This window comes from Parafrankia sp. FMc2 (genome assembly GCF_041008525.1).
GTDB lineage: Bacteria > Actinomycetota > Actinomycetes > Frankiales > Frankiaceae > Parafrankia.
Window position 1 is genome coordinate 1 of the sequence record NZ_JBFLUG010000315.1, and the last position, 2,846, is coordinate 2,846.

Here is a 2,846-nt window from a genome sequence, read left to right on the forward strand (position 1 = left end):
CCAGGGAGACCGGCTCGCGACGCTGGACATACCTGTGCTCGTTCTCGCGCTCGCCTATCCGTTCATCGACCTAATCCTGATCTTGATAGTCCTGCTGGTTATCTTCCACCGTCGGCCCCGCGGCCATCCGGTGCTGGCCGTCCTCGGCGCCGGCCTGGCCGCGATGACGGTCCCTGCCGGCATCTCCGGCTACCTGATCGGGATGGGTGGGCCGCGTACCCGGGTCCCGCCGGACATCTACCTCGGCAACATGGTCGGACTCGGGCTGATCGCCGTCGCCGTACTGAACGCGGTGGCCCGGCCGGCTGTTGCCGGTCGGCGCCCTGCCGGGGAGCGGGCCCGGCCAGGGACGACGCGGCGGCAGCGGGTCTGGGCGCGGCTGGCGATCTGGTATCTGCCGCTGGCTGCGATTGTCGTGCTCCTGATCGACGAGCTCACGACCGGGTCGGAAGACATTCCGACGATCAGCAACGTGGAGATCCCGAACCTCATCATCCTGGTCTGCCTGATGCTGCTACGCCAGCTCGTGACGATCCGCAGCAACGAGGATTTGCTCCGCCGGGTACAGGCAGCCCGGCGAGACCTGTATCACCGGGCGCTGCACGATCCGCTGACTGATCTCGGTAACCGGCAGTTGTTCAACGACCGGCTCAGGAAGCTCCTGACGGTCAGCCACCGCGACGGCCGCGACGTAGCCCTGCTGTTTTGTGACCTGGACGACTTCAAGGCCGTCAACGACAGTTTCGGCCATGGCGCCGGGGACCAGGTGCTACAGGTCGTCGCCCAGCGGCTGCGTGACTGCGTGAGGAACTCGGACACGGTGGCCCGGATAGGGGGTGACGAGTTCGCCGTAATCCTCGAAGAGGGCCCGGACCTCCCGGAGAGCATCGGCGAGCGGGTCCTCGCCAGCTTTGAAGACCCCGTAAAGGTCGGCGGGCGTGAATGGTCGGCCCGGGTCAGCGTCGGGCTGGTCCGCGCTGGGCACCCGCCAGAGACAGCCGAGGCGCTGTTGCACCGAGCCGACGCTGCCATGTACAGGGCGAAACGGAGCGGGAAGAACTGCCTTGTCATCGAGGGTTAACCGGCTCTTCGCAGGTGACTGGATGCCGTGTTCAGTCGCTGACGGCCCGTGATTGCGATGGGTAACGGAGTGTTACCGTCGAGGGGCGTGGAAAGGGACGCACCCACCTGCCTGTAAAGATCGTTTCTTGTCTAGGGAAATGATCGTCAGGAGACGGGTGCGTCGTGGTCGAGGGTACGGGGTGTGCGTTGGCCGGGTTGCTGGGCCTGGCGGGTTTCGAGGTCGAGTTGGTGGAGCGGGAGGCGGACGGTTCGTCGACGGTGCACGTGGCCGCGACGGCGGAGACGGTGGCCCGCTGCCCGGACTGCGCGACGGCGTCGGGTCGGGTGAAGGAGGTCGTCGGGCACACGGTGCGCCATCTGGTCGTGGTGCCGCTGCGGGTGACCTGGCGTAAGCGGCGGATGACGTGTGAGAACACCGGCTGTGCGCGGGGCGGTTTCGTGGAGGGCACGCCGCTGGCGGCGCCCGGTGGGCGGGTGTCGGTGGCCGCGCTCGAGACGGCGGGTCACCTCGTCGGGGACTGGATGGTCCCGGTCAGCCGGGTCGCCGGAGTGCTCGGCGTGAGCTGGCACACCGCGCACGGCGGCTTCGTGCGGGTCGCCGACCAGGCCGGGATCGTGGTCACCGACCCGGCCGAGGTGGTCGAGGTGGCGGGTGCCGCGCAGGCCGGCCCGCCCGCCGAGGCCGGCACGGAACCCGCTGCTGGTGAGACGGGGGCGAAGCCGCGCCGGTCGGTGTCTGGGCCGTTGCCCGAGGTGTCGGTACTCGGGTTGGACGACCACCGGCGGGGCTCGCCGCGCTGGCACCGGGACCCCGATTCCGGCCGCTGGGTCACCGACGCCGACCGCTGGCAGACCGTCCTGATCGACTCTGTCGGCGGCCATGGCCTGCTCGGCGTCGTCGAGGGCCGGACCTCCGGGCCGGTGACCGGCTGGATCCTGGACCAGCCCGCCGCCTGGCGCGCCGCGATCTGGGCCGTCACGATTGACATGTCCACGGTTTACAAGGCCGCGGCCCGCGCCGCGCTCCCGCACGCGGTCCTCGTGGTGGATCCTTTTCACGTCGCGCAGCTGGCGAACAAGGCTGTCGGTGACGTCCGCCGCCGGGTGACCCACCGGCTGCGCCGTCGCCGTGGCCGCGCCACCGACCCCGAGTACCAGATCAAGAAACTGCTCCTGCGTGGCCCCGCCACGCTCACCCCTGCCGGCCGGGAGAAAATCCTGACCACGCTCGCCGTCCTCGGCGGAACAGCCTGCTTCGAGATCGGTACCGCCTGGCGCGCGAAGAACCTGCTCCTCGACCTGCTCGCGCTCTCCCCGACCCGCACCGGCCTGGCGACCTGCCGCACCGACATCGACAGGGCCCTGACCAGGTTCTTCGAGTTCTGCGCGACTGTCGGTGCGACCGTCCCCGAACTCGTCACCCTCGCGGAGACGATCTCCGGCTGGCGGGTCGAGATCACAGGCGCGATCCTCCACGGCCTGTCCAACGCCGCGGCGGAGGGTGTGAACCGCCTGGCGAAGCTCGTCTACTGGGTCGCCTTCGGCCTACGCAACGTCGCCAACCAGCAACGCCGCGCCCGCTACACCGCGTCCCGTTCCACCCCAAGGCTCCGGCACGCTCTCGCTTTGACGGGTAGGTCGGGTCTGCCTGGGTCGGGCTGGCCGTGACCGGTTCGTGGGGGCGGGCCGGTGGGACCACGTGTCGTTCGCAGACAAGCAGGCACGCCGCTTGTAGATCACGGAGGTGTCTTATGTCTTCGTGG

2 protein-coding genes and 1 pseudogene are annotated in these 2,846 nt (G+C 69.4%); 2 read left to right on the forward strand and 1 reads right to left on the reverse strand.

Annotation, left to right across the window (positions count from 1 at the left end; translation table 11 throughout):
- Positions 1-1,081, forward strand: a 1,081-nt coding sequence (locus AB1460_RS36655; protein WP_368967102.1) for a diguanylate cyclase domain-containing protein, incomplete at its 5' end; no start/stop codon positions are given.
- Positions 1,082-1,271: 190 nt separating this feature from the next.
- Here AB1460_RS36655 and AB1460_RS36660 read toward each other — a convergent pair.
- Positions 1,272-1,415, reverse strand: a pseudogene (locus AB1460_RS36660) (IS5/IS1182 family transposase); the annotation flags it as partial.
- A gap of 190 nt (positions 1,416-1,605) precedes the next feature.
- Here AB1460_RS36660 and AB1460_RS36665 point away from each other — a divergent pair.
- Positions 1,606-2,751 carry a transposase gene (locus tag AB1460_RS36665; protein WP_368967103.1) on the forward strand — a complete coding sequence of 382 codons (1,146 nt, stop codon included), beginning with the start codon at positions 1,606-1,608 and terminating at the stop codon, positions 2,749-2,751.
- The last annotated feature ends 95 nt before the right edge of the window (positions 2,752-2,846 follow it).